Origin of the sequence: Dorea sp. YH-dor226 (genome assembly GCF_039832105.1) — a bacterium.
In the GTDB taxonomy this organism is placed as follows: domain Bacteria; phylum Bacillota; class Clostridia; order Lachnospirales; family Lachnospiraceae; genus Dorea_A.
The window spans coordinates 92,692-117,061 of sequence record NZ_JBDOHS010000010.1; the positions used below are offsets into that span (position 1 = coordinate 92,692).

At 45.6% G+C, this 24,370-nt stretch carries 26 protein-coding genes and 1 riboswitch; of the genes, 25 read left to right on the top strand and 1 reads right to left on the bottom strand.

Going from position 1 to position 24,370, the window contains the following annotated elements:
• Nucleotides 1-14 precede the first annotated feature (14 nt).
• The 25 genes from ABE547_RS10120 to ABE547_RS10240 all read left to right on the top strand — a co-directional run bounded on the left by ABE547_RS10120 (nucleotide 15) and on the right by ABE547_RS10240 (nucleotide 23,587).
• Nucleotides 15-302 carry a hypothetical protein gene (locus tag ABE547_RS10120; protein WP_347378661.1) on the top strand — a complete coding sequence of 96 codons (288 nt, stop codon included), beginning with the start codon at nucleotides 15-17 and terminating at the stop codon, nucleotides 300-302.
• Between the two features lie 34 nt (nucleotides 303-336).
• The gene (locus ABE547_RS10125; RefSeq protein WP_347378662.1) at nucleotides 337-693 is read left to right on the top strand and encodes a hypothetical protein; all 357 of its coding nucleotides are present in this window, start codon (nucleotides 337-339) and stop codon (nucleotides 691-693) included.
• Between the two features lie 66 nt (nucleotides 694-759).
• Complete coding sequence (locus ABE547_RS10130) at nucleotides 760-1,269, top strand: shikimate kinase (RefSeq protein ID WP_347378663.1); 510 nt, start codon at nucleotides 760-762, stop codon at nucleotides 1,267-1,269.
• Between the two features lie 211 nt (nucleotides 1,270-1,480).
• The gene (locus ABE547_RS10135) at nucleotides 1,481-2,773 is read left to right on the top strand and encodes a UDP-N-acetylglucosamine 1-carboxyvinyltransferase (protein WP_347378664.1); all 1,293 of its coding nucleotides are present in this window, start codon (nucleotides 1,481-1,483) and stop codon (nucleotides 2,771-2,773) included.
• Between the two features lie 79 nt (nucleotides 2,774-2,852).
• A complete protein-coding gene (locus ABE547_RS10140) occupies nucleotides 2,853-4,049 on the top strand; it encodes an MFS transporter (protein WP_347378690.1) in 1,197 nt (398 codons plus the stop codon).
• 69 nt (nucleotides 4,050-4,118) lie between these two features.
• Entirely contained in the window at nucleotides 4,119-4,289 is a 171-nt protein-coding gene (locus ABE547_RS10145; protein WP_347378665.1) for a hypothetical protein, read from the top strand.
• 82 nt (nucleotides 4,290-4,371) lie between these two features.
• Nucleotides 4,372-4,470, top strand: a riboswitch (SAM riboswitch).
• A gap of 214 nt (nucleotides 4,471-4,684) precedes the next feature.
• A complete protein-coding gene (gene metK / locus ABE547_RS10150) occupies nucleotides 4,685-5,872 on the top strand; it encodes a methionine adenosyltransferase (RefSeq protein ID WP_347378666.1) in 1,188 nt (395 codons plus the stop codon).
• Nucleotides 5,873-5,972: 100 nt separating this feature from the next.
• Nucleotides 5,973-7,469, top strand: a complete 1,497-nt coding sequence (locus ABE547_RS10155; RefSeq protein WP_347378667.1) for a HAMP domain-containing sensor histidine kinase — start codon at nucleotides 5,973-5,975, stop codon at nucleotides 7,467-7,469.
• Nucleotides 7,462-8,151 (top strand): response regulator transcription factor, encoded by a 690-nt coding sequence (locus ABE547_RS10160; RefSeq protein ID WP_235248821.1) that lies wholly within the window; start codon nucleotides 7,462-7,464, stop codon nucleotides 8,149-8,151. The genes ABE547_RS10155 and ABE547_RS10160 overlap by 8 nt, the downstream gene beginning before the upstream one ends.
• Nucleotides 8,152-8,730: 579 nt before the next feature.
• Nucleotides 8,731-10,110, top strand: coding sequence for a potassium transporter TrkG (locus tag ABE547_RS10165; protein WP_347378668.1), 1,380 nt, complete (start codon nucleotides 8,731-8,733; stop codon nucleotides 10,108-10,110).
• Between the two features lie 61 nt (nucleotides 10,111-10,171).
• Complete coding sequence (locus ABE547_RS10170) at nucleotides 10,172-10,819, top strand: TrkA family potassium uptake protein (RefSeq protein WP_347378669.1); 648 nt, start codon at nucleotides 10,172-10,174, stop codon at nucleotides 10,817-10,819.
• A 49-nt stretch (nucleotides 10,820-10,868) separates the two neighbouring features.
• Nucleotides 10,869-11,669: an RNA methyltransferase gene (locus tag ABE547_RS10175; protein WP_347378670.1), complete on the top strand. Its 801-nt coding sequence runs from the start codon at nucleotides 10,869-10,871 to the stop codon at nucleotides 11,667-11,669.
• 75 nt (nucleotides 11,670-11,744) lie between these two features.
• Nucleotides 11,745-12,188, top strand: coding sequence for an NfeD family protein (locus tag ABE547_RS10180; protein ID WP_347378671.1), 444 nt, complete (start codon nucleotides 11,745-11,747; stop codon nucleotides 12,186-12,188).
• Nucleotides 12,182-13,126 carry an SPFH domain-containing protein gene (locus tag ABE547_RS10185; protein WP_347378672.1) on the top strand — a complete coding sequence of 315 codons (945 nt, stop codon included), beginning with the start codon at nucleotides 12,182-12,184 and terminating at the stop codon, nucleotides 13,124-13,126. The genes ABE547_RS10180 and ABE547_RS10185 overlap by 7 nt, the downstream gene beginning before the upstream one ends.
• A 39-nt stretch (nucleotides 13,127-13,165) precedes the next feature.
• Complete coding sequence (gene argF / locus ABE547_RS10190) at nucleotides 13,166-14,158, top strand: ornithine carbamoyltransferase (protein ID WP_347378673.1); 993 nt, start codon at nucleotides 13,166-13,168, stop codon at nucleotides 14,156-14,158.
• Between the two features lie 11 nt (nucleotides 14,159-14,169).
• On the top strand, nucleotides 14,170-15,150 hold the full coding sequence (locus ABE547_RS10195; protein ID WP_347378674.1) for a biotin--[acetyl-CoA-carboxylase] ligase: 981 nt from the start codon (nucleotides 14,170-14,172) through the stop codon (nucleotides 15,148-15,150).
• A complete protein-coding gene (locus tag ABE547_RS10200; RefSeq protein ID WP_347378675.1) occupies nucleotides 15,143-15,493 on the top strand; it encodes a DUF6145 family protein in 351 nt (116 codons plus the stop codon). Before ABE547_RS10195 ends, ABE547_RS10200 begins: the two co-directional genes overlap by 8 nt.
• 10 nt (nucleotides 15,494-15,503) lie before the next feature.
• Entirely contained in the window at nucleotides 15,504-16,277 is a 774-nt protein-coding gene (locus ABE547_RS10205; RefSeq protein ID WP_347378676.1) for a type III pantothenate kinase, read from the top strand.
• 22 nt (nucleotides 16,278-16,299) lie between these two features.
• Nucleotides 16,300-17,256, top strand: a complete 957-nt coding sequence (dusB, locus tag ABE547_RS10210) for a tRNA dihydrouridine synthase DusB (RefSeq protein ID WP_347378677.1) — start codon at nucleotides 16,300-16,302, stop codon at nucleotides 17,254-17,256.
• A 319-nt stretch (nucleotides 17,257-17,575) separates the two neighbouring features.
• The gene (gene greA / locus ABE547_RS10215) at nucleotides 17,576-18,058 is read left to right on the top strand and encodes a transcription elongation factor GreA (protein ID WP_347378678.1); all 483 of its coding nucleotides are present in this window, start codon (nucleotides 17,576-17,578) and stop codon (nucleotides 18,056-18,058) included.
• A gap of 81 nt (nucleotides 18,059-18,139) precedes the next feature.
• On the top strand, nucleotides 18,140-20,068 hold the full coding sequence (lysS, locus tag ABE547_RS10220; protein WP_347378679.1) for a lysine--tRNA ligase: 1,929 nt from the start codon (nucleotides 18,140-18,142) through the stop codon (nucleotides 20,066-20,068).
• A gap of 726 nt (nucleotides 20,069-20,794) precedes the next feature.
• A complete protein-coding gene (locus tag ABE547_RS10225) occupies nucleotides 20,795-21,184 on the top strand; it encodes a rhodanese-like domain-containing protein (RefSeq protein WP_347378680.1) in 390 nt (129 codons plus the stop codon).
• A 69-nt stretch (nucleotides 21,185-21,253) separates the two neighbouring features.
• Nucleotides 21,254-21,559 (top strand): thioredoxin, encoded by a 306-nt coding sequence (gene trxA, locus ABE547_RS10230; protein ID WP_347378681.1) that lies wholly within the window; start codon nucleotides 21,254-21,256, stop codon nucleotides 21,557-21,559.
• Between the two features lie 14 nt (nucleotides 21,560-21,573).
• Nucleotides 21,574-21,894: a rhodanese-like domain-containing protein gene (locus tag ABE547_RS10235; protein WP_347378682.1), complete on the top strand. Its 321-nt coding sequence runs from the start codon at nucleotides 21,574-21,576 to the stop codon at nucleotides 21,892-21,894.
• Between the two features lies 1 nt (nucleotide 21,895).
• Complete coding sequence (locus tag ABE547_RS10240; RefSeq protein WP_347378683.1) at nucleotides 21,896-23,587, top strand: FAD-dependent oxidoreductase; 1,692 nt, start codon at nucleotides 21,896-21,898, stop codon at nucleotides 23,585-23,587.
• A gap of 47 nt (nucleotides 23,588-23,634) precedes the next feature.
• Here the strand turns inward: ABE547_RS10240 and ABE547_RS10245 are convergent, their stop codons facing one another.
• Nucleotides 23,635-24,294, bottom strand: a complete 660-nt coding sequence (locus ABE547_RS10245) for a Crp/Fnr family transcriptional regulator (protein WP_291237292.1) — start codon at nucleotides 24,292-24,294, stop codon at nucleotides 23,635-23,637.
• Nucleotides 24,295-24,370: the final 76 nt, after the last annotated feature.

Consider the following 24,370-nt stretch of genomic DNA (forward strand, 5'->3'; position numbering starts at 1 on the left):
TTGGGGGCATGGGTATGTTGTTCCAAAAAATGGAGTCCGTGTATATCGGATATGATATGTCTCTTTGCGGAGATATCAGAGATGCATTAGGAAGAGAAGGAATCAAATATAAATGCAGAGTACATAATCATGATACACAGTTTCTGGGAAATGGACGGGGGACTTCCCGTGGGACCGCGGGAAGCGTTGGGATGAACCGGAATTATATGAATCAGTACGAGATTCTGGTACCGGCAAAAGACCGGGAACAGGCGGAATATATCATCCGCAGCATTCACCAAAAGGAAAGAGCGGGCATATGATAGGATAGATATTCGTTTTAAGGAGCGTATAAATATGGAGAAGAAACTTCCCTTTTATATGGCGTATCCGATACCGCTTTTATATGATGATGAACGATTATATCGTCGGGACTATGACTATATGAAAAGTATCTATCCGGATACGGCAAAACGCATGGTTCCATATATAGAAGAAGAATGCGACCGCATGGAATATGACGGAAGTATGCTGTATGATGAGTATCCGGACCGGCTGCAGCTTCGTCTGATGTGCAGAAGAATCTATGATCGTGCAAAAGAGGAAGAAAAAGATCCGGGGAAATGGCTACAGGATCTTGTGGAGGTAATGGTGTATCAGGAATTGTGCCGCAGAAGACAAGAACACAGAAGATATAAGAGAAAATTATATTAAAGGACGTAATACTACAGATCAATCATTCGGAAGAGTGATTTTGACTGTAGAAGGAGGAAGACTGCTATGGACAATATTATATTTATCGGAATGCCTGCGGTGGGAAAGAGTACGGTAGGTGTGGTAGTGGCGAAGCGCCTGGGATACCGGTTTATGGATACAGACCTTCTGATACAGGAAGAAGAGGGAAAATTACTGAAGGATATTATTGAAGAAAGAGGAACGAAAGGGTTTCTGGAAGTGGAAGACCGTGTAAATGCCGGGGTTGATGCAACGCACACGGTTATTTCTCCGGGAGGAAGTGTTGTTTATTGTGAGAATGCGATGCGGCATTACAAAGAAATCGGTACGGTTGTATATTTGCAGGCATCATTTGAAACAATAAATCAGAGATTGAATAATGCAAAAAACCGCGGGGTAGTACTCAGAGAAGGGCAGACCCTGAAGGCTCTCTATGATGAGCGGGTACAGCTTTTTGAAAAATATGCTGATGTGACAGTGTGTGAAGACGGATTGAAGCTGGAAGATACGATTGAGAAGGTGCTGGATGCGCTGGAATCGAATAAAACTCTCTGATATTGTCCGGTTCAGCCATCATTGGTCAGACGGCTGCAGTCATGCTGAAATGCCGTGTCCGTAGGCCTGGTGATGGCTGAAGTGTTACAATCAGATTACATAATTGTAAAAAATATTTTACAATTTGGAATTTTATGATATAATAGCCACGAATATAGATGGTAAGACAGAGATTTGAGAGAGTGAATAGATAGTAATATAGAGGTGTAAGATGGAACAATATATTATTAAAGGCGGACATCCGCTTGTTGGAGAAGTGGAGATTGGCGGAGCGAAGAATGCGGCATTGGCAATTCTTGCTGCAGCGGTTATGACGGATGAAACTGTGCTGATAGATAATCTGCCGGATGTAAATGATATTAATGTGCTTCTGGACGCGATTGCAGGAATTGGCGCGAATGTACACCGGATTGACCGGCATACAGTAAAGATTAATGCAAAGAGTATCTGCAATGTTGATATTGAGTATGATTATATCAAAAAAATTCGTGCGTCTTATTACCTTTTAGGAGCATTACTTGGAAAATACAAACGTGCGGAAGTAGCACTTCCGGGCGGATGCAATATCGGAAGCAGACCGATTGACCAGCATCTGAAAGGGTTCCGCGCATTGGGAGCAGATGTAGAGATTGAATACGGCAAGATTATTGCTGAAGCCGACAGACTGGTAGGAAAGCATATTTATTTTGACGTAGTAAGTGTGGGTGCGACCATCAATGTTATGATGGCGGCAACGATGGCTGAGGGAACAACGATCATGGAGAATGTGGCAAAAGAGCCGCATGTCGTAGACGTGGCGAACTTCCTGAACAGCATGGGAGCCAATATCAGAGGTGCGGGAACGGATGTGATCAAGATCCGTGGTGTTTCCCGTCTGCACAGTACAGAATATTCCGTAATTCCGGATCAGATAGAAGCAGGAACCTTTATGTTTGCGGCAGCAGCCACCAAAGGCGATGTGACAGTGCTGAATGTCATCCCAAAACATCTGGAGGCAACGATTGCCAAACTGGTAGAGATCGGATGTGAGGTAGAAGAGTTTGATGATGCGGTTCGTGTCGTATCCAAAGGAGGACTTACAAGTACACACGTGAAGACCCTTCCGTATCCGGGATTCCCGACAGACATGCAGCCGCAGATCGGCGTTACACTGGCTTTGTGCAAGGGGACAAGTATCATCACGGAAAGCATATTTGAAAATCGATTCAAATATCTGGACGAACTGGCAAGAATGGGTGCAAATGCCAAGATAGAAGGAAATTCAGCAACGATTGAAGGAGTGGAGGGATTCTCCGGAGCGAGAGTCAGCGCACCGGATCTTCGTGCAGGTGCTGCGCTGTGTATCGCAGGACTGGCAGCAGAGGGCATCACAATCGTGGATGATATCATATATATTCAGAGAGGTTATGAACGATTCGAGGAAAAACTTCGCAGCCTTGGTGGAATGATTGAAAAAGTGGCGTCAGAAAAAGATATTCAGAAATTCAAATTAAAAGTTGGCTAAACTTTAAAAAGGGACGGAGGATTTTTAAAAATCCTCCGTCCCTTTTTAAAGTGGAAAATGGGGAATGTGTGTGGATAAGATGTGGAGAAAAAACAGGTATTTTATATTATTGATTGCTTCGGTCGTGAATTTTGTGCATGGGAATCCTTATATCTGGACGGTTTTCCAGCCTTATGTGAGGGAAGAGTATGAGCTGTCTCTGGCGGCTTCAAGTCTGCCGTTTACGATTATTATCGCCATATTTGCGCTGGGGAATATGATTGGCGGATATCTGCAGCACCGGATCGGAGCGAAAAGGACGATCCTTGCAGGAAGTCTGGTAATGTGCGGGGGATTTTTTCTTGCTGCCATGGCGCCTTATCAGATGCCGTGGCTGATCTCTCTGGGATATGGTGCGCTGGGAGGCCTGGGATCGGGCTGCGCCTTCAGCATGCTGGTTGCTGTTCCGCAGGCCTGGTTTCCGGATAAAAAGGGGCTGGTGACGGGGATTACGGTCGGCGTGGTCGGTGTGTCGGGAGTCATCATGAACCCGCTGTGTGATTATGTCCTGCAATTGCATGGATACCGTTATGCAATGCTGATGGTTACTGTCATCTATGGAATCCTGTGTATGGGTGCATTTTTTATGGAAGAGCCGCTGCCGGAAAGATGTGAGGAAGCACGTGAGAAATTATATGGGGAAAATCCGGTGGAAAACGGTGTGGAAAACAATGGTGAACATTCAGGAGTACGTCAGTATACGACGCGGGAGATGATGGCGACAAAAGAGTATTATCTGATCAGCCTTACAATGGCGCTGGCTGTTCCGGCGTATGTTCTTGTGAATCCACTTATGAAGTCTCTGGGAATGGAACGGGGACTGAGCAGTGCACAGGCACTTGCTGGTGTCATGATTGCTTCGTTTGCCAACATTGCCGGTCGGTTTGCGCTCCCGTGGCTGTCGGATAAGGTGGAACGGACAAAAGTGATCCGGATCATGTACGCCCTTGCAGCAGTGGCGGTGTCAGGGCTTATCATTGCAAGAGGCTTTCTTTTTATTATACTGATCTCTGTGGTCTGTCTGGTATACGGGGGTGTGGTCAGTGTATTCCCGGTACTGGTATCTGACCGCTTCGGAATGCAGTATCAGGGAATGAACTTTGGAGCGGTCATGCTGGGATATGGTCTGGTGTCTGTGATGTGCAGCGGATTACTGGACGCTGCAGGCCTGACGTGTTCGTTCCTGATCGCAGCAATTGCATGCGTGGCAGGATTCATTATGGCGAAGGTGTTGTAAAGGATTGACATTGACTTTATAAAATATTAATATAATACATGAAAATTTTATAAAAGGAGAGTTGTATTTATGAATAAAGTGAGTATTGTATTATTTATTATCCAGGCGATTGCAGTATTTGGATCCATTGTGAACGGAAATTTATTTTCTATGGGATTATTCCAGCTGATTGGATTTTTCCTTCCACTTATTATCGGTATCGTTCTGATTGTAAGAGATAATAAGAAAAAGGGAAAATAGGCACAGACACCTATTGACATAGTGTTGAAAAGGGTGTACAGTCTTACTGTTACAAAATATTATAATGAATGAAGCAAACTTTCTCTTATTCAGAGCAGCGGAGATACAAAGGATCTGTGAAACTGCGGCAACCCCGGTGAACGGAAGGTGCCAACCTGAGCGAGTGATCGAACAATAAGAGGATTGGTTTATGATGATATAAAACAGTCCGCTTATCTGCGGGCTGTTTTTTCTGCCTGCAAAGTCCGGACGCTTTTCACAATCATTACCGATGAGGAGAACCGGATGCAAAGGCAGTATCGATCCGGGAGAAAGTAAGCGGGAAGAGACACTCTTCGAATGGAAAAGAGCGGTGAATGTAAGGGAGGTCTCTTTCAGTAGGAAAGGAGAAAAACATGGAGAAAAGATTATTTACGTCTGAATCAGTAACGGAAGGCCATCCGGATAAAATGTGTGATCAGATATCGGATGCGATTCTGGATGCACTCATGGAGCAGGATCCGATGAGCCGTGTGGCATGTGAGACATGTACCACAACAGGACTTGTACTTGTCATGGGTGAGATTACGACCAACGCTTATGTGGATATTCAGAAAATTGTAAGAGATACCGTAAGAGAGATCGGTTATACCAGAGGAAAGTTCGGTTTTGACTCTGATACATGTGGAGTCATTACTGCTATTGATGAACAGTCCAGTGACATCGCAATGGGTGTTGACAAGGCGCTGGAAGCGAAAGAGAATAAGATGTCTGATGAAGAGATCGAGGCAATCGGTGCCGGAGATCAGGGAATGATGTTTGGTTATGCAACGGATGAGACACCGGAACTGATGCCGTACCCGATCGCACTTGCACACAAGCTTTCTTACCGTCTGACAGAAGTAAGAAAGAACGGAACACTTCCATACTTAAGACCGGATGGAAAGACACAGGTTACAGTTGAATATGATGAAAATGGAGTTCCTTCCCGTCTGGATGCAGTTGTTCTGTCAACACAGCATGATCCGGATGTGACACAGGAACAGATTCACGAAGATATCAAAAAGTATGTATTTGATGCAATCATTCCGGAAGGAATGGTAGATGAAGGAACCAAGTTCTTTATCAATCCGACGGGACGCTTTGTAATCGGCGGACCTCACGGAGACAGCGGACTTACGGGAAGAAAGATCATCGTAGATACCTACGGTGGAATGGCGCGTCACGGCGGCGGAGCATTTTCCGGAAAGGACTGTACCAAGGTGGACAGATCCGCAGCTTATGCTGCACGTTATGTTGCAAAGAATATCGTTGCAGCAGGACTTGCGAAGAAATGTGAGATTCAGCTGTCCTATGCAATTGGTGTGGCACATCCGACTTCTATCATGGTGGACACATTTGGAACCGGAAAGATCAGTAACGAGAAGCTGGTAGAGATGATCCGCGAGAACTTTGATCTTCGTCCGGCCGGAATCATCAGGATGCTGGATCTCAGAAGACCGATCTACAAGCAGACTGCTGCATACGGACACTTCGGACGTACAGATGTTGAGTTCCCATGGGAGAAGCTTGACAAGGTGGAAGATCTGAAAAAGTATCTGTAAGTATACAGTGGATTTTTTATAAAAATTTTAGAAATGTTTATGGGCGCTTTGGTGTGAAGCGCCTTTTTTCATGCTATACTTTTAGCGGAGGACGTTGTGTATGAAGCTGAAAACAAGATTGATCATTGCGTTTATTACGGTGACGATCATCCCGATCGTTCTGAGTGTTACGATCATATGGCTTTTGAGTATGTACCAGATGAGTTCCATTGAAAAAACGTATGGAATCACGGATGCAACATTTGAATCGTTTACGAATTCACTGCAGGTATTGTCGAGAGTGACGGAAGAGCCGTATCATGAATTGACACAAATGTCGCGGCAGGAGCCTCAGAAGATGGAAGATGCGACCTGTCTGGATGTATTTAATCGTAAAATAGAAGAAAAGAAAGCATATCTGGTAGTCCGAAAAGACAATACTATTGTGTATGTGGGAACGGATTCGGAAAAAGCGTCGGAAGTTATCAGTCAGCTTCCTGCATATGGAGAATCAACTTATACATCGGAAAATGGTACGTATCTTGGCGGAGATGCACAGGCACTGGTTAAGCAGGTGGACTTTCTGTATGCCGATGGCGAACGGGGAAGTGCGTTTATCGTGTCTGACCTTACCAATGTCATTCCGGAAGTGCGGGAATTCTTCTGGGATATCGTGTTTGGAATTATCCTTGCACTGATACTTACGACGGCATGTTTTGTCCTGTGGATCTATCGGGCTGTCATGGGACCGATCAGGAAGATGCAGTCGGCGGCACAGAATATCAAGGAGGGGAATCTTGATTTTGAACTGCGTCCGGATGCAGATGATGAGCTGGGAAGCTTATGTCAGGATCTGGAAGAGATGCGCCGCAGGCTGAAGGACAGTGCGGAAGAAAAAGTGAAGTACGATAAAGAGAGTAAGGAACTGATCAGCAACATTTCTCATGATCTGAAGACTCCGGTTACGACGATCAAGGGATATGCAGAGGGAATTATGGATGGTGTTGCCGATACGCCGGAGAAGGTGGACAGATACGTCAGAACCATTTATAACAAGGCAAATGAGATGGACACCCTGATTAATGAGCTGACGCTGTATTCCAAGATTGACACGAATAAGATCCCTTATAATTTTAATATTGTCTCTGTAAATGCATATTTTGATGATTGTGCGGAGGATCTGTCGCTGGAACTGGAATCCAGTAATGTAGAATTCCGGTATTTTAATTATGTAGACCCCAGCGTAAAGGTGATCGCGGATGCGGAACAGATTAAGCGGGTCATCCACAATATCATTAATAACTCTCTGAAATATATGGATAAAACAAAAGGTGTCATCAATCTGAGGGTAAAAGATGTGGGAGACTTCGTACAGATAGAACTGGAAGACAACGGCAAGGGCATCGCCGCAAAAGATCTTCCGAATATATTTGACCGGTTTTACCGTACAGATGCATCGAGGAATTCTGCGACCGGAGGAAGCGGTATAGGATTGTCGGTGGTAAAGAAGATTGTAGAGGAACATGGAGGCAAGATATGGGCTACCAGCAGAGAAAAGACTGGAACGACGATGTATTTTGTTCTCAGAAAATATCAGGAGGTACCGATTCATGAGTAAGATATTGATTGTAGAAGATGAGGAAGCGATTGCAGAATTAGAGCGGGATTATCTGGAATTAAGCGGATTTACGGTTGAGGTTGCCAATGATGGTGAGACAGGACTCAAGAAGGCGCTGAATGAAGAATATGACCTGTTTATTCTGGATCTGATGCTTCCGGGGATTGACGGGTTTGATATCTGCCGCCAGATCAGAGATGTGAAGAATACACCGATCGTCATGGTATCGGCAAAGAAGGATGATATTGATAAGATTCGTGGCCTGGGTCTTGGTGCGGATGATTATATGACCAAGCCGTTCAGCCCGAGTGAGCTGGTTGCAAGAGTGAAGGCACATCTGGCAAGATATGACCGGCTGACTGGAAGCGCGGTGGAAAAGAACAAGGTCATTGAGATTCGTGGACTGAAGATCGATACGACTGCAAGACGCGTATGGATCAATGGGGAAGAAAAGACATTTACGACCAAGGAGTTTGATCTTCTTACATTCCTTGCGAGTCATCCGAACCATGTATACACCAAGGAAGAACTGTTCCGGGAGATCTGGGATATGGAATCCATCGGGGATATCGCAACGGTGACGGTGCATATCAAGAAGATCCGCGAGAAGGTGGAGATGGATACGTCGAATCCGCAGTATATTGAGACCATCTGGGGAGTAGGATATCGTTTTAAAATATAAGAAGAAGGGGAGTCACTGCGAAAGAGATGATGGATTCATCTGTAGACCGGTGGCTCCTTTTTTGTATATAGGGGGCGTGATGTTTATAAAGAAAGACGGCTTTTGAAAAATGGTCTTACTGAACCGTGGCTGGATGAGCCTGTTGGGCATATATATTATTTTTCTTTTATGATCTCCTCTTTTTTCACGGTTATGTGAAATCCTTCAATCTGTTTTCAATATAATTGGGCAATTGTTAATTAACATAGCAGCAATGCCCATTATCTCCTCAGTTTTCATTAAAAACTCAGATTTGTTGGGGGAAATCGTTCCGTTTTTCAAGATACGCCCATAAAGCGTGTTATTCAAGTACGCCACCGGCGTACTTGCCTCGAGGCGCGCTTCAAAGGAGCTTTCATCTGCGCGCTTCTGCGATCCGCCGGAGGCTTAGCTTGCAGCAGGGGATACCCCGGCTGCAAGTTGTATCGTTGTATCGAGTCGGGATGTTCATTCTATTTGACAGTTTTTTGTATAATCAATATAATGATGCCATAGTGAAGAATTATAGTATCTTAATCTTAACAGAACGGGGACGGATGAATGAAACAGAAAAAGCGGAGTATCAGATGGAATACGATGGGAATCCTGGTGGGAGGATTTCTTGCTGTGATTCTGGCGGGAGCAGTTCTTCTATGGCTGCCGGTCAGCAATCAGAAGCCCATCACATTTCTGGATGCGTTGTTTACGGCGACAACGTCGGTATGTGTGACAGGACTTGTGACGGTGACGCCTGCGACACAGTTTACACTGTTCGGGAAGGTGGTACTTCTGATACTGATCCAGATCGGCGGTCTGGGAGTGATTGCCTGTGCGACCGCATTTTTTATTATATTAAAACGTAAAATTACGATAAAAGAGAGAGTCCTGATTCAGGAAACCTATAATATGGATTCCATCGGCGGCATGGTGGGTCTGGTAAAAAGGATTCTGACAGGAACACTTCTGGTCGAGGCGGCCGGTGCGCTCCTGTATGCTGTTCAGTTTATTCCGGAATACGGTCCGGTGAAAGGAGCAGGATATGCACTGTTCCATTCGATATCGGCATTCTGTAATGCGGGAATTGATATTCTGGGAGATTCCAGTCTTGCAAAGTATGCATTGAATCCGCTTGTAAATATTACGACCATGCTTCTGATCGTTCTTGGAGGACTGGGATTTACCGTATGGTATGATGTGATTGAAAATGGGAAACGAATCCACAGGCACGAGGTGCCGAAACGATGGTGGTTCACGCGCCTGAAGCTGCATTCTAAGCTGGCGATCGTGACAACCGCAGTGCTGCTGGGGATCGGAACGCTGCTGACACTTGTGCTGGAATATCAGAATCCGGAGACGATCGGGCAGATGAGCTTTGGCGGAAAACTGATGACTTCTCTGTTCCAGTCAGTGACGACGAGAACCGCGGGATTCTTTACGATACCGCAGGCGAGTATGCATGAGGAGACCAGATTCGTATGTATGATCCTGATGTTTATCGGAGGATCGCCGGGAGGAACGGCCGGTGGTGTGAAGACAACGACGGTTACCATGCTTGTTCTTACCTGCATTACACTGGTGCGGGGCGGACACGATACGGAATGCTTTGGACGCAGGATATCCAGAAGCAATTTCCGCATGGGAATTACGATCATTATGCTGGCATTTACCATATTCCTGACCGGGACGACGCTGGTTGCCATCTTTGAACCCGACAGCACGCCATTTTTAAATATCATGTATGAGACGGCGTCTGCAATCGGTACCGTGGGGCTGACAGCCGATGTGACAGCGGGGTTATCTGTGGCGAGCAGGTTTGTGATCATGATCATGATGTTTGCGGGACGACTCGGCCCGATGACGCTTGCGCTTTTGTTTGCGGGAAAACCGAATCCGAGAGACCGGATCCGGGAGCTGCCGTCAGAGCGGATCATGGTAGGATAATCGTATCAGATTAGAATATGAATAGAATATATGTGGAAGACAGACGATGGAGGAAGAAAGTATGAAAAAACAGTATGCGGTATTCGGAATGGGCAGCTTCGGAGAAAGTGTGGCGGTCGCACTGCAGGGTCTGGGCTGTGAGGTTGTAGCCGTGGATGACGATATGGAGCGGATCGAAGAGGTTGCGAATCGTGTATCCTATGCGATGAGAGCGGACTTTGGGGATCCGGAAGTGGTCCGTTCCCTCGGAGCACGGAACCTTGACGGAGTCGTGGTCGCGGTTGCGGATAATATGGAGGCCAGCATCATGGCTACACTGGTATGTAAGGAGATCGGGGTTCCGTATGTGATCTCTAAGGCGAAGAATGAGCTTCACGCGATTGTTCTGAAGAAAATCGGTGCAGATGCAGTTATCTTTCCGGAAAAGGAGATGGGGATCCGGCTCGCCAAGACTCTGATGTCTGCGGACTTTACGGAATGGATCTCCCTGTCGCCGGATTACAGCCTGGTAGAGATTGCGGTTCCGACAAAATGGATCGGCAGATCGTTGCAGGAACTGGATATCCGAAAAAAATACGGAATCAACGTAGTGGGGATCGAGATCGGAGCAGAGGTGAAGATCAATTTTGATCCGGCAGAAAAGCTGGAAAAAGGAATGGTTCTGATTCTGGTGGGTTCCAATGAAATGCTGAAGGAGATTCAGGATTAAAAGGCATGTGTATTCAGGAAATATCTATCGAGATGAGGGAGGAAGCTGCATGATTACAAGCACTTCAAATGCCAGGATCAAGCGCCTGGTGAATCTGAAGAAAAAGAGAAAGGCAAGAGATGAAGAAAAGGTATTCCTCGTAGAAGGCATCCGGATGTTCCGGGAAGTGCCGCTTCGACAGCTGAAGGAAGTATATGTGTCGGAATCCTTTTATAAGAAGGAAAGAGCGGTGGTGGATCAGGTGCTTGGAACGTCCGGCATCCGACCGGAGGAACTGTCGGATACGGTATATGCATATGCGTCGGATACGAAGACTCCGCAGGGGATCCTGTGCGTGGTCAGCCAGATGGAATATACAGAGGAAGAGGTCATGGGCGGTACGTGTCCACTGATCCTGGTGCTGGACCGCCTGCAGGATCCGGGCAATCTGGGAACGATCCTGCGGACTGCAGAGGGAGCCGGGGTCACGGGAATCATTATGGATCAGGAATGCGTGGATGTATACAATCCAAAGACGATTCGTTCTACCATGGGTTCTGTGTACCGTATGCCGTTTTTGCATGTGAAGGATCTGGTGAAGGAGATCCGGAACCTCAAAGCCCGCGGGATACGCACGTATGCTGCGCATCTGGAGGGCGCACGGGATTATGACAGGGAAGATTACCGGACTTCCTGCGCATTTTTGATTGGAAATGAAGGAAACGGACTTCGAAGAGAGGTTGCGGATGAGGCAGATGCATATATCAAAATTCCAATGTGCGGACAGGTGGAATCCCTGAATGCGGCAATCGCTGCCAGTATCCTGATGTTTGAAGCAGGGCGGCAGAGACGGGATCAGGAACTGCTGTGAAAGATTTGCTTTCTTTCTGAGAGTATAGTAATATAAAAGAATAGTAATACTAGGAGTAAAAAGAGAGGACAGAATATGAAGACGATCTATTGGCTGGCAATATTTATCGTTTTGCTGGTGATTGAAATCATTACAATGGGACTGACAACGATCTGGTTTGCCGGAGGCGCACTGATGGCGCTGGCAGCAGGACTTCTGGGATTCGGCAATACCGTGCAGATTGTTGTGTTCGTAGTGGTATCAGCGCTTCTTCTGATTCTGACGAGGCCGCTTGCGGTAAAGTATTTTAACCAGGAGAGGCTTAAGACCAATGCGGAGAGCCTGATCGGGCAGCGTGCACTGGTGATCGAAGATATCGATACCCTGGAGGCCAGAGGCCGGGTTGAGATCAGAGGTCAGGAATGGGCCGCAAAGACGGATGAACCGGATGGAAAGCTTGCAAAGAATACGGTAGTTGTTGTAAATGGGATTCAGGGCGTGAAACTGATTGTGAGGGCCAGAGAGGAGAGAGAATGTTAGGAAGAATAATTGGACAGATTATGGGTGTGATATTACTGGTGATCGTGATCCTGCTTGTGATCTCTTGTATTAAGATCGTAAGACAGGCGCAGGCGCTGGTCATCGAGAGACTGGGTGCCTATCAGGCAACCTGGAGTACCGGACTTCATTTTAAGCTTCCGATCATTGATCGTGTGGCAAAAAGAGTGGATTTAAAAGAGCAGGTGGTAGACTTTGCTCCGCAGCCGGTGATCACAAAAGATAATGTAACGATGCGGATCGACACGGTCGTATTTTACCAGATCACAGATCCGAAGATGTTCTGCTACGGTGTTGCGAATCCGATCATGGCGATCGAAAACCTGACGGCAACCACACTTCGTAATATCATCGGCGATCTGGAGCTGGATCAGACACTGACTTCCAGAGAGACGATCAATACCAAGATGAGAGCTTCTCTGGATGTGGCGACGGATCCATGGGGCATCAAGGTCAATCGTGTAGAGCTTAAGAATATCATTCCGCCGGCAGCCATTCAGGATGCCATGGAAAAGCAGATGAAGGCGGAACGTGAAAGAAGAGAAGCGATCCTGAGAGCAGAAGGAGAGAAGAAGTCAACCATCCTTGTGGCAGAAGGACAGAAGGAATCTGCAATTCTGGATGCGGAAGCAGAAAAGCAGGCGGCGATCCTGCGTGCGGAAGCGAAGAAGGAAGCTATGATCCGTGAGGCGGAAGGTGAGGCGGAGGCGATCCTTAAGGTGCAGAAAGCCAATGCGGACGGTATTCGTTTCCTGAAGGAAGCAGGAGCAGATGAGGCAGTACTTACGATGAAGAGCCTGGAAGCATTTGAAAAAGCGGCAGACGGTAAGGCAACAAAGATCATTATCCCGTCTGAGATCCAGGGTGTGGCAGGACTTGTAAAGTCTCTGGCAGAAGTGGGTGCAAAGGAAGAAGTATAAAACTGTAATTACACACGAGAAAAAAGCGAGGGCAAAAGAATGGATTTAAAAGGAAGAAATTTTCTGACACTGAAAGACTATACACCGGAGGAGATTACCTATCTTCTGGATCTGGCAGCAGATCTGAAAGAAAAGAAGAAAAACGGTGTTCTGATTGATAAGTACAGAGGAATGAATGTTGCGTTGATTTTTGAAAAGACGAGTACCAGAACCCGCTGCTCTTTTGAAGTGGCAGCGCATGATATGGGGATGGGAACAACCTATCTTGACCCGAGCGGATCTCAGATCGGCAAGAAGGAGAGCATCGAGGATACGGCAAGAGTGCTTGGAAGAATGTATGACGGAATCGAGTACCGCGGATTTGGGCAGGAGATCGTGGAAGAACTGGCAAAATATGCCGGTGTTCCTGTATGGAACGGTCTGACCAATGAATATCACCCGACACAGATGCTGGCAGATCTTCTGACCATCCGTGAACATTTCGGATATTTAAAAGGAATCAAGCTGGTATACATGGGAGATGCCAGATACAATATGGGTAATTCACTGATGATTGCATGTGCCAAGATGGGAATGCATTTTGTGGCATGTACATCCAGAAATTATTTCCCGAATGAAGAGCTGGTAGCAACCTGTCAGGGATATGCCAAGGAAAGCGGTGCAACAATCACGCTGACCGAAGATATCGAGAATGGTACAAAAGATGCGGATGTGGTCTATACAGATGTATGGGTATCCATGGGTGAGCCGGATGAAGTGTGGGAAGAAAGAATCCGTGAGCTGTCTCCATATAAGGTGACCAGACAGGTAATGGAAAATGCTGGTGAAAAAGCGATCTTCTTACATTGTCTGCCGTCTTTCCACGATCTGAAGACAAAGATCGGAAAGCAGATTCATGACAAATACGGACTGGATGATATGGAAGTAACGGATGAAGTATTTGAGTCTCCACAGTCTAAGGTGTTTGATGAGGCAGAGAACCGCATGCATACCATCAAGGCTGTGATGGTCGCAACTTTGGGAGAGAGATAAGAACCGGCAGTATGAAATCAGAGATATTACGTTTATTAAAGGAAAATGACGCCTACATATCCGGACAGCAGCTGTGTGAACACTTTCATGTGTCACGCACGGCAGTCTGGAAGGTGATCGAACAACTGAAAAAAGAGGGATATCAGATAGAGGCGGTACGCAATAAAGGGTACCGCCTTATAGACAGTCCGGATGTGATGTCGAGAGCAGAGATCGAAAGCCTTATGAATACCACATGGGCGGGAAAAAAGGTTGTCTATTACGATGAGACGGATTCCACGAATAACCAGGCGAAAGCGTACGGAGAAAAAGGAGAAGCGCACGGCACACTGTTTGTCGCTGATATGCAGGCGGCAGGAAAAGGAAGAAGAGGGCGTGTCTGGGTATCTCCGGCCGGAAGCAGCATCTATATGACGATTCTTCTGCATCCGGATGTTCTTCCGACGAAGGCACCGCAGCTGACACTGGTCATGGCAATGGCTGTGGCAGAGGGAATCCGTAAGGTGACCGGACTTGAGACAAAGATCAAGTGGCCGAATGACATTATCGTTCATGGCAGGAAAGTCTGCGGGATCCTGACTGAGATGAGTACCGAGATTGATTATATTAATTATGTGGTCATTGGTGTCGGTATCAATGTGAATCAGGAGACATTTCCGGAGGAGATTCGTGATACGGCTACTTCGCTTAAGATCGAGACTGGAAGTTCTGTCAGGCGCTCTGTATTGATTGCCACCATCATGGAATGCTTTGAGCAGTTCTATGAAGTGTTCATGGAGACGGAAGACCTCTCAGGTCTTCAGGATCGATATAACGCGATGCTGGTCAATCTGGGAAGAGAAGTCAGGGTACTGGAGCCGGGAAATGAGTATGAAGCGCATGCACTGGGAATCAACAGGACCGGAGAACTGATCGTAAGGACCGTGGATGGGCAGGAAAAAGAGATATATGCCGGAGAAGTATCGGTAAGAGGAGTGTATGGATATGTATGATGGAAAAGTCGTTCTGTGTGGAGCAAATGCTTATGAAGAGAAATATTATCTGAACCCGGATTTTGAACAGCTCCCGCAGGAGGTCAAGGATGAGCTGAAGATCATGTGTGTACTCTATGTACATGACGTGGGAGGAATTCTGACACTGGTGTACGAAGAAGACGGAGAACTCTGCTTCGAAGTGACATCCGAAGAATTTGATCCGATGTTTGACGATATCGGAAGTCAGCTGAAGATCAAGGAGCTTCAGAGAGAAAAACAGGATCTGCTGCAGGCGCTGCAGTTATATTACAGAGTCTTCTTCCTGGGAGAAGATGTGGAAGAAGAACCGGCAGAGGAATAGGAGGAAAAAGATGCTTCTGGTAATCGATGTGGGAAATACCAATATCACACTGGGCGTTTTTGAAGGAGAAAACCTTCGTGGAACGTTCCGCATGACAACGAAAATGGAACGGACATCGGATGAGTACGGAATTACGATCAAAGAGATGGTGGAGTGTCAGGGAATCGACAGCAAGAAGATCAAGGCGGTCATTGTCGCATCTGTAGTACCGGCTGTGATGCATTCCCTTGGAAGTGCAATCATCAAGTACTTTGGAATCAAACCAATCGTGGTATCTGCAGGAATCAAAACAGGCATCCGTATCGTGACGGAGAACCCAAGACAGGTCGGATCAGACCGTATCGTAGACGCAGTGGGAGCATATACACTGCATGGAGGCCCGGTGATCGTTCTGGACTTTGGAACAGCTACCACCTATGATCTTGTGGGACCGGACGGAACCTTTGAGGCAGGTGTAACAGCACCGGGAATCCGGACATCCGGACAGGCTCTGTGGGGACAGGCGGCAATGCTTCCGTCGATTGAGATTGTAAAACCGGATTCCATTCTTGCCAAAGAGACCATCTCCAGTATGCAGGCCGGCCTTGTGTATGGCCAGATCGGACAGACGGAATACATTGTTAATAAGATGAAAGAGGAATCCGGATATACCAATGCGAAGGTTGTAGCGACCGGTGGCCTCGGAAAGATGATTGCAGCCGAGACGGATGTGATCGATGTGTATGATTCCCAGCTTACACTGAAGGGATTGCGGATCATATACGAGAAGAATAAGAGACGATAGAGAATCAGGAGACCGACGTAGCATGAAGATTGGAAATGTACAGTTGGAGAATCCATATATTCTGGCTCCGATGGCCGGAGTCACAGACCTGCCGTTTCGCCTGCTCTGCAAAGAGCAGGGAGCAGGTCTTCTTTGTATGGAAATGATCAGTGCAAAAGCACTGCAGTATAAAAATAAGAATACGAAAGTTCTGCTTTCCATCCATCCCCAGGAATATCCGGTGTCTCTGCAATTGTTCGGATCCGATCCGAAGATCATCAGTGAGATGGCAAAGGAGATTGAAGAGCTTCCGTTTCAGATCCTGGATATTAATATGGGATGTCCGGTTCCGAAAGTGGTAAAAAATGGAGAGGGTTCTGCACTGATGAAGGACCCGAAGCTGATCTATGAGATCGTCAGTCAGACGGTCAGAGCCATTCAGAAGCCGGTCACGGTCAAGATCCGAAAGGGGTTTGACGATGATCATGTCAATGCGGTTGAGGTGGCAAAAGTCATCGAAGAAGCAGGGGCATCTGCGGTGGCTGTTCATGGGAGAACGAGAGAACAGTATTATTCCGGTAAGGCTGACTGGGAGATTATCCGTCGGGTAAAGGAAGCGGTCTCCATACCGGTCATCGGAAACGGAGATGTTACTTCCGGGGAACGGGCGCTTGCCATGCGGGAACAGACCGGATGTGACGGAGTCATGATCGGACGCGGAGCACAGGGGAATCCATGGATCTTCCATGAACTTGTAGAATATGACAGAACGGGAGTACTGCCGTCAAGACCGTCAAAAGAGGTTATTAAGGCAACGATGCTCCGTCATGCGAGGCTGCAGATTGAATTTAAAGGAGATTATCTGGGAATCCGTGAGATGCGAAAGCATGTGGCATGGTATACCAAAGGCATGAAAGGCTCTGCAAAGCTTCGGGATGAGATCAATCAGGTGGAGTCTTATGAGGAACTGGAGCAGCTTCTGGACGAAAGATTGTCTTAGAAAAAGGATCATAAAAGAGATCGATCTGACATATACTGAATCCATAATCACAGTTCTCTGTCATTACTGATAATAAGGGAAAATAATGGTTGGTAGTAAGGAAAAATGATTGACAGATAATAAGAGAAAAATGATTGACACGTTGTAGTCGATTATGTATAATAATGGAATTGTGAAAGTATCTTTATTATTCCTTTGCGGACATATATGACCGGATCAGACAGGCAGTGAAAACAGACATGCAGGGGATATTTCAGATAGATGAAAAGGGCTTTTTGAGGACCGAGAAAGTTTTAAGGAAAGAAAGGAAGCAGGACACATGGAAACAAAGAAAAAATTACTTACGTATGCAGGCTTGAAAGCGCTGGAAGATGAGCTCGAGAACCTGAAGGTTGTAAAGCGTAAAGAGGTTGCTCAGAAGATCAAAGAAGCAAGAGAGCAGGGCGACTTATCTGAGAATGCCGAGTATGATGCAGCAAAAGATGAGCAGCGTGACATCGAGGCTCGTATTGAAGAGCTGGAAGGCATCCTTAAGAATGCGGAAGTAGTTGTTGAAGATGAAGTAGATTTTGACAAGATCAATGTTGGATGTACCGTAAAAGTATATGATAAGACATTTGATGAAGAGATGGAATTCAAGCTTGTTGGATCAACAGAGGCAAACAGCCTGGAAGGTAAGATCTCCAATGAGTCTCCGGTTGGTCAGGCTCTGATCGGGAAAAAAGTAGGAGATTCTGTTGAAGTTGAGACACAGGCAGGTGTGATGGAATACGAAGTATTACACATCAGCCGCAGTTTGTAAGCATTACCACTCAGACAGACATTCGTTCAGGCCCCTCGCATCCGAGAGGTCTGAATTCAAATAAGGAAGGAGAAGAAAAAAGTGGCTGAACAGCAGAAAAAAGGACAAGAACCAGATATTAACCAGTTAAGAAAGGTTCGCCGTGAGAAACTGGCAGACCTTCAGGCAAATGGACAGGATCCATTTCAGATTACAAAATATGATGTAACCGCTCATGCAGCAGAGGTAAAAGAGAAGTTTGAAGAGCTGGAAGGAAAACATGTATCCCTGGCAGGACGTATCATGCAGAAACGTGTGATGGGTAAGGCTTCTTTCTGCAATATTCTTGACCAGAGCGGCAATATCCAGTCTTACGTTGCAAGAGACAGCATCGGGGAAGAGTCTTATAAACAGTTCAAAAAGATGGATATCGGTGACATCGTTGGAATCGAAGGTGAAGTGTTCAAGACAAAGACAGGTGAAATCTCCATTCATGCATCTGCTGTAACACTGCTTTCTAAGAGTCTCCAGATCCTTCCGGAGAAATATCATGGACTGACCAATACGGATATGCGTTACCGTCAGAGATATGTAGACCTGATCATGAATCCGGAAGCAAGAGACACCTTCATTAAGAGATCCAAGATCGTCAGCGCGATCCGCAGATACCTGGACGGACAGGGCTTCCTGGAGGTAGAGACTCCGATGCTGGTAAGCAATGCCGGAGGTGCTGCTGCAAGACCGTTCGAGACACACTTCAATGCATTGAATGAAGATTTCAAGCTCCGTATCTCTCTGGAGTTATACTTAAAGAGACTGATCGTAGGAGGTCTTGAGAGAGTATACGAGATCGGACGTGTATTCCGTAATGAAGGTCTGGATACCAGACATAATCCGGAGTTCACACTGATGGAGCTGTATCAGGCATATACCGATTATAACGGAATGATGGATCTGACAGAGAACCTGTACCGCCATGTGGCACAGGAAGTTCTGGGTACCACACAGATCGTATACAAGGGCATTGAGATCGACCTTGGAAAACCGTTCGAGAGAATTACCATGGTGGATGCTGTCAAGAAATATGCAGGTGTTGACTGGAATGAAGTTGAGACACTGGAGCAGGCAAGAGCACTTGCAGATGAGCATCATGTAGAATATGAAGAGAGACATAAGAAGGGTGATATCCTGAGCCTGTTCTTCGAGGAATTCGCAGAAGAGCACCTGATTCAGCCGACATTCGTTATGGATCACCCGATCGAGATCTCTCCGCTGACTAAGAAGAAACCGGAGGATCCGAACTACGTAGAGCGTTTCGAATTCTTCATGAACGGATGGGAGATGGCCAACGCTTACTCCGAGTTAAATGACCCGATCGACCAGAGAGAACGTTTCAGAGATCAGGAAGAACAGCTTGCACAGGGTAACGATGAAGCCAATACAACAGACGAAGATTTCCTGAACGCACTGGAGATCGGTATGCCGCCAACAGGTGGAATTGGATTCGGTATCGACAGAATGTGTATGCTGCTGACCGGATCAGAAGCGATCAGAGACGTATTGCTCTTTCCGACAATGAAGACACAGGGTGCTGCAAAGAATGAGGCTAATAATGCGGCACAGGCAGCACCGGCTGCGGAAGTGAAAGAAGTCATTGATTTCTCCAAAGTAGAGATCGAGCCTTTGTTCAAGGATGATGTTGACTTTGAGACATTTTCCAAATCCGATTTCAGAGCCGTGAAGGTGAAAGATTGTGTTGCTGTACCAAAGTCTAAGAAGCTTCTGCAGTTTACTTTAGATGACGGATCAGGTGAAGACCGCACAATCTTAAGTGGAATTCACGCATATTATGAGCCGGAAGAGCTGATTGGAAAGACTTGTATCGCAATCACAAACCTTCCGCCGAGAAAGATGATGGGAATTGATTCCTGCGGTATGCTGATCAGCGCAGTACATCAGGAAGAAGGAGAAGAAAAGCTTCATCTTCTGATGGTGGATGATCACATTCCGGCAGGAGCAAAACTGTACTAAGATTGATGTAATTAGATAAGAAAGACAGATATTAGAAAGACAGATATTAGAAAGACAGATTATAGATGACCTGTGGAGTATCAGGATATCAGGGAGTGATATCAGAGATGCCCACAGGTCTTTTTTGCCATGAGAAAAACGGTACGGTGAAGTGCTTGTGTTGGATTGTATTTGCGATGATGGGGATTTGGCGGCGGGATTCAGTGTCAGGTGGCGGGATTTGGCATCAAGCTGTTCCTACTAAGAAGCTTTACCATCACGGGAAAGGATTACGGATAGATTACATGACAAATTCAGCTTGCTTTTCCATCACAGGAAAGAATATGGATAATTTACATGACAAATTCAGCTTGCTTTTCCATCATGGAGAGAAATATGGATAATCTACATGAAAAAATCAATTTGATTTACCATCATAGAGAAGGAGAATGATATCTTACATGAAAACACAATCAAAAATTACCATCAAATATTGGAAAGTGGAAATGTTCCATGAAAAGGGCTGAAAAAGATACCATCAAGAAATGCGAGACTGAAAAAATGCTTGCCCAATCAAAGATTGCTTGTGAACATGATGTTCACAAGCAGTTTAGCCGACTGAAGACGTTTCAGAAGATTAATATCAAACATGGAAAGGATATCCATATTTCTCGAATTGTGATGTCATCACAGAAAGAAAAGAAGAAATTCTGTATACTGCAATTATAAAGACAAGGAGGAACTATAATGAGAAGATGGGTTTCATTTTTATTGCTTATATTTTTTCTGGCAGGCTGTACAGCATCCAATGAACAGGAAAACAGCTACCGCCAGATCAGTATGGATGAGGCTGTAACCCTGATGGAAGAAGAAAGTGGTTATATTATCCTGGATGTCCGGACACCGGAAGAATATCGTGAAAGACATATTCCCAATGCAATTAATATTCCAAACGAAACGATTGGTTCGGAGGATATTCAGGAACTGCCGGACAGGGATCAGCTGATTCTGGTGTACTGCCGCAGTGGAAACCGAAGCAAACAGGCTTCTGGAAAACTGGCAGAATTGGGATATACGAATATCGTGGAAATTGGCGGCATCAATGACTGGACAGGAGATACTGTTTCAGAAAAGTAACATCATCACAGAAGATATAAAATTATTTGGATATAGTAAAATCAAAAAAGAGACAAGGAGGACGAGCATATGTCTGTTATCAATATCACTAGAAACAATTTTCAAAATGAAGTTATAAATTCCGACAAACCGGTACTTTTAGATTTCTGGGCTCCATGGTGTGGCCCCTGCCGTATGGTAGGTCCAATCCTGGAAGAAATCGCAGGGGAACGCTCTGATATCAAAATTGGAAAAATCAATGTAGATGAGCAGCCGGAGCTTGCAAGCCAGTTTCGCGTTATGAGCATTCCTACACTGATTGTTATCAAAGATGGAAAAATTGTCAATCAATCTATGGGAGCAAAACCCAAGAACACAATTCTTGCAATGCTGTAAGGAGGGGCATAAATATGGGATTTTTCGATCTGTTCAAACAAAAAGATATCAATGAGGGCATAAAAGAGTATCAATCTGTTTCAGGAGCTGTTTTACTGGATGTGCGTACACCCCAGGAATATAAAGAAGGACATGTTCCGAAAAGTAAAAATGTACCACTGCAGATGATAGATAAGGTTACATCAGTGGTCACAACAAAAGAAACGCCGTTATTTGTCTATTGCTATTCTGGTTCTCGAAGCAGCCAGGCAGTAAATGCGTTGAAGCGTATGGGATACTCAAACATAACCAACATTGGAGGAATTTCTTCCTATACAGGAAAGGTGGAACGATAAGATGAAGGTATTAATTGTAGGCGGTGTGGCAGGTGGTGCAACCGCAGCTGCACGCATTCGCAGATTGGATGAAACTGCAGAAATTACGGTATTTGAACGTTCGGGATATATTTCCTACGCAAATTGCGGATTGCCGTATTATATTGGTGATGTCATTACAGATCCGGAAGAACTGACACTTCAGACACCGGAAAGCTTTTTTACTCGTTTTCGAATCAATATGAAGGTTCATCATGAGGTGACTGCGATCCATCCGAATCAAAAAACAATCTCTGTAAAAAATCTGGAAACCGGGGAAGAATTTGAGAAATCCTATGATAAATTGATCCTCTCTCCGGGGGCAAAGCCAACGCAGCCACGGATTCCGGGTGTAGGAATTGAAAATGTATTTACCCTGCGTACGGTAGAAGATACCTTCCGTATCAAAGAGTACATCAATAAGCATCAGCCGAAGTCTGCCGTATTAGCCGGTGGTGGTTTCATCGGACTGGAGCTGGCAGAAAACTTAAAGGAACTTGGCATAGATGTGACCATTGTCCAGCGTCCGAAGCAGCTCATGAATCCCTTTGATGCAGATATGGCTTCTTTTATCCACAGTGGGATGCGGAAACATGGAGTGAAGCTTGTTTTGGGACATACGGTAGAAGGATTTGAAGAAAAAGATGGCGGAATAGATATTTTGTTGAAAGATGAGACGCCGCTGCATGCAGATATGGTAGTTCTTGCCATTGGTGTCACTCCGGATACACATCTTGCTAAAGAAGCAGGACTGGAATTGGGAATCAAAGGCAGTATTGTTGTAAATGACCGCATGGAAACTTCAGTGCCGGATATTTATGCTGCCGGTGATGCAGTGCAGGTGAAACAATATGTGACCGGGCAGGACGCATTGATTTCCCTTGCAGGGCCTGCCAACAAACAGGGACGTATCATTGCAGATAATATCTGTGGTGGTGACAGCAGGTATCCGGGCAGCCAGGGCAGTTCTGTCATTAAGGTATTCGATATGACAGCAGCGACCACGGGAATTAATGAAACCAATGCAAGGAAAGCCGGTCTCGATGTAGATACGGTAATTCTTTCACCTATGAGCCATGCCGGTTATTATCCAGGAGGCAAGGTGATGACCATAAAAGTTGTTTTTGAAAAAGAAACATATCGTCTCCTCGGGGCTCAGATTGTTGGCTACGAAGGGGTGGACAAACGGATCGATGTACTGGCTACAGCGATTCATGCGGGAATGAAAGCTACGGAGCTGAAAGACCTGGATCTGGCCTATGCTCCACCATATTCTTCTGCCAAGGATCCTGTGAATATGGCTGGTTTTATGATAGACAATATTTCGAAAGGCATATTGAAACAATGGCATCTGGAAGAGGTTGACTTGTTGCCTCGGGATGGAAGTGTGACTCTTTTAGACGTGAGAACTGTCAGAGAATATGGCAATGGTCATATCGAAGGATTTAAAAATATTCCGGTAGACGAACTTCGGGAACGTCTGGATGAGATTGAAAAAGATAAACCTGTTTACGTGATCTGTCAAAGTGGACTTAGAAGCTATATCGGAACACGTATATTGGAAGGAAACGGATATAAAGCCTATAACTTCTCAGGAGGATTCCGTTTTTACGATGCGGTGATGCATGACCGGTGTCTCATTGAAACAACAACTGCCTGCGGAATGGATCAGTAAAATATATGCCCATCTTCAAGGTTTTGTGCTTGAGGATGGGCATTCTTTTAGTGGTTATCTAATTGGTTTAATTTCTCTTTATCAAGAATGGTTACGGTACCACGGGACAGTTTAACCATGCCTTCACTTTGAAAATAGCGGAGCATTCGTGTAATAACTTCCCGGTGTGTACCCAGATGATTGGCAATGGCTTCATGAGTCAGTGTCAATTTATCACTTTCTTCAATTGAAGATTCTTCCAGGAGAAAGGATGCAACCCGTTTATCAAGGTTTTTCCACATAATCTGCTCGATCAGCCACATGACATCAGAAAAACGGGTAGCCATCAGTTCGTTGGTATAATTTGCCACCGGTGCGGACTCTTCCATAATGCTTTTATAGATTTCGGTCGGAATAATCCAAAGCTCGGTATCCTTTTCTGTTTCAATAGTAATTTCAAATTGGATAGACCGCATCATGCAGGAGGCAGAAAACAGACACATATCCCTGTCAAACAGGCGATAAATGGTAATCTCACGGCCTTCATCTGAGAGAATATATGCACGAAGCTGTCCGGATTTGACAAGAAGCAGACCGGTACAGTCCATGCTTCCATTGTGAATGATGGTTCCTTTCTCGACTTTTCGTGTAATAAGCTCTTTTTGAATGCGATTTTTCTGATCTGCAGTCAGTTGATTCCATATGGGAAAATAGTTTTCAAACTCCATGTTCTATTCCTCCTTGCACTGTTTATTATTATATCTTTGTTTCAGGTATATGTCAAATATGTTATTGACATATGCC